At 56.7% G+C, this 3,198-nt stretch carries 2 protein-coding genes; one reads left to right on the top strand and one right to left on the bottom strand.

Features of this window, described 5'->3' with window-relative positions; genetic code table 11:
* Window positions 1–113: 113 nt before the first annotated feature.
* Complete coding sequence (locus tag HMPREF1492_RS04660; protein WP_035436451.1) at window positions 114–1,295, bottom strand: LacI family DNA-binding transcriptional regulator; 1,182 nt, start codon at window positions 1,293–1,295, stop codon at window positions 114–116.
* Window positions 1,296–1,484: 189 nt separating this feature from the next.
* On the opposite strand from HMPREF1492_RS04660, the gene HMPREF1492_RS04655 reads away from it, so the two are divergent.
* Window positions 1,485–2,849 carry a PFL family protein gene (locus HMPREF1492_RS04655; protein ID WP_035436448.1) on the top strand — a complete coding sequence of 455 codons (1,365 nt, stop codon included), beginning with the start codon at window positions 1,485–1,487 and terminating at the stop codon, window positions 2,847–2,849.
* Window positions 2,850–3,198: the final 349 nt, after the last annotated feature.

Raw genomic sequence — 3,198 nt, 5'->3', positions numbered from 1 at the left:
AATTTTCATTTCCAACTAAACGCGTTTTTTACCTTTTTCGGCACATAATTTTGAGCCCAAAAATTACGTATTCATAGAAATGAATACAGACGCTCAAATATGCAGAGAACTGACTAACAAGTCAAAACTCGCACGCTATTCTTCTCAATCATGCGAGGCTCAAGGATTATCTGGATTGACGCGCTGTCATCCTGCGCTTCGATGCCGTTATTTTTACCTGTCGCGGCTGATTGCGCCGCGGCTTCTTGCATCGCAGCTTCTTGCGTCGCAGCTGATTGCGTCGCAGCATCTTGCGTCGCGGCTTCTTGCGTCGCAGCTGATTGCGTCGCGGTTCTCTGCACAACATCCGCCCCATGCTCGCCCAGACGACGAAACATAATCGAAAGCGCGGCGTCAGAAAGCTCATCAACATTTTGCTCAATCGAGGTCAGCGCTGGCTCAAACAGTGCGTCTGAAATGCTGTTATCGTATCCGACAACAGAATAGTCGCGGGGAACATGCAAGCCACGCTCGTACAGATAGCGCAGCAAGCCCAACGCAATGTTGTCCGACGTCGCAACAACCGCGGTAGCGTTCACGCGAATCAGCTGCTGAGCTGCAAGATACGCATCAGGAATGTAATAATCGCTGGTCAGCACAAGCGACTGATCCAGCTCCAGGCCCTTCTCGCCAAGTGCGCGAACGTAGCCGTTGAGGCGCGCGCAGCCGGTGTTGGAGGCGGTGTTGACCATGCATGCAATGCGGCGATGACCATGATCTAGCAGGTATTTTGTGGCCAGATAGCCGCCAAGCTCATTGTTGAACGTCACTTTGTCGCAGTCGAGCGCGTCGATGGTTCGGTCCACCATGACGTACGGCACGGGCAGCTGCTCCAGGTCGGCGATGAGCTGCTTCGAGGCTTCTACCTCGTCGGACGTGATAATAAAGATGCCGTCGGCGCCGCGATTGACCAGCAGTCGTACAAGGTCCGCATCGTTTGACGTGCTGTTATCCGAGTTGGTGATGAACAGCGCGTACCCGCGGCGGCGGCACTTCATCTCCAGCATTTTGGCAAACGACGAGAAAAACCGGCTCTCGATATTTGGCACGATCAGCCCCAACGTCTGCGTATGCTGTGTGACCAGGCTTCTTGCAATCTGGTTGGGAATGTAGTGCTCGCGACGGGCAACGTCGAGGATGCGGCGGCGGTTCTCGTCACTCACGCGCACTGGCCGGCCGTTCAGCACCAGCGAAACCGTGGCGGGCGACAGCCCCACCTCGCGCGCAATCGTTTTTAGGGTGACTTTTTCTGCCACGTTACCTCGCAACTTGCCCCGTTTATCGTTGTTGCTTAAGTATAATAGTCGAGAAACCCCTGCGGCTGGTCGTCCGCCAAAAGCCAGACGTTGTCTCCACACGACAACCGCACCTGGACCCCGATACCGCACGCAAGCTGCACCTGCGCCCCGGCGCTCGCACGACAACCGCATTCCGAGAGGACGCGCATGAACATCACTCCACAGGAAATCGCCGAAACCCTCGCCATGGTCAGCGAGCAAAATCTTGACCTGCGCACCATCACGATGGGTATCTCGCTCAATAGCTGCGCAGACGAGGACCTGGATCGCATGTGCCAGAAGGTCTACGACCGCATCACGCGCCAGGCCGAGCACCTGGTTGCCGTGGCCGAAGACCTGGAGCGCGAGTACGGTATCCCCATTGCCAACAAGCGCGTTTCCGTCACGCCAATCGCGCAGATTGCGGCCTGTACCTCGGCGCAGGATCTGACGCCGCTGGCTCACACGCTTGATCGCGCGGCCGAGACGCTGGGTATCGACTTTTTGGGTGGCTTCTCGGCACTGGTCCACAAGGGCCTTGGCGACGCCGACCGCCGACTCATCGCATCCATCCCCGAAGCGCTGGCCACCACGTCGCGCGTCTGTTCCTCGGTAAACGTCGCGTCCACGCGCGCGGGCATCAACATGGACGCCGTTCTGCTCATGGCAGAAACCGTGCTCGAAGCCGCTCGTCGCACCACTGACATTCAGTGCTACGGTGCTGCTAAGCTGGTCGTTTTTGCCAACATGGTGGAGGACTCCCCCTTCATGGCCGGCGCGGTCCACGGCGGCGGAGAGGCAGACGCTGTCATTAACGTGGGCGTTTCCGGCCCTGGCGTCATGGCTGCGGCCCTCGCCGAGCTCCCCGACTCCGCAAACCTCATGGACGTTGCCGAGAAGATCAAGCAGACCGCATTCAAGATTACCCGCGCGGGCGAGCTGATGAGCCGCGAGGCTTCAAGGCGCCTGGGTGTCGAGAAGGGCATCGTAGACCTCAGTCTTGCGCCTACCCCAGCAGCTGGTGATTCCGTCGCTAAGATTCTGGAGCTCATCGGTGTCGGCGAATGCGGTGGTCCCGGAACTACCTGCGCGCTTGCCCTGCTCAACGATGCTGTCAAGAAGGGTGGCGTCATGGCGTCGTCAAGCGTTGGCGGCCTGTCCGGCGCATTCATCCCGGTCTCCGAGGACGCGGGCATGATTCGCGCAGCTCAAGACGGCGCGCTTTCTCTCGAGAAACTCGAGGCAATGACATCAGTCTGCTCCGTTGGCCTGGACATGATTGCAATTCCTGGCGATTCCTCCGTAGAGACCATCGCAGGCATCATCGCAGATGAAATGGCCATTGGTGTCATCAACACCAAGACCACAGCGGTCCGCGTTATCCCAGCTATCGGTTACAACGAGGGCGACGTCCTGGAGTTTGGTGGCCTCTTTGGATCCGCGCCCATCATGCCGGTCAACCAGTTTGCGGGTACGGTGCTTGCCCACCGAGGCGGTCGCTTCCCCGCTCCACTCAATTCACTCAAGAACTAGCAAAAGAGCCTCCACATCTGAACTACCTCCCATTTCTTGGACACGAGAAATAGGAGGCAGTTCATATGCGGGTGATTATGATTCTGCAGCGTGTTAGCGCCGGATTTTAGGCCTGGCCCACAAAATAGCGCAGCTTTGGTAGGTTTTGCTGAAGAATCGACATATTCTTAATCAAGATAGCCAGGCAGCTAGGCGGTCGTACTACCCGATATGCATTTCTATGCATAAACTTAACCTAATATGCTAGAAAATGAATAGCGTCATATAAAAGATTTAACTATAGGTAAATTTCGCACCTACGGAACACACCTAAGTCGGATAATCTGCTCAGATGAGGGCATTTTACACA

It is taken from the genome of Atopobium sp. BS2 (assembly GCF_000565075.1).
In the GTDB taxonomy this organism is placed as follows: domain Bacteria; phylum Actinomycetota; class Coriobacteriia; order Coriobacteriales; family Atopobiaceae; genus Lancefieldella.
The sequence above is the reverse complement of the archived record's forward strand: the minus strand, read 5'-3'. Positions and strand labels throughout refer to the sequence as shown.

Bases quoted from the DNA above. Each gene is read 5' to 3' on its own strand.
- HMPREF1492_RS04655 (WP_035436448.1), top strand. From the start codon at position 1,485: ATGAACATCACTCCACAGGAAATCGCCGAAACCCTCGCCATGGTCAGC.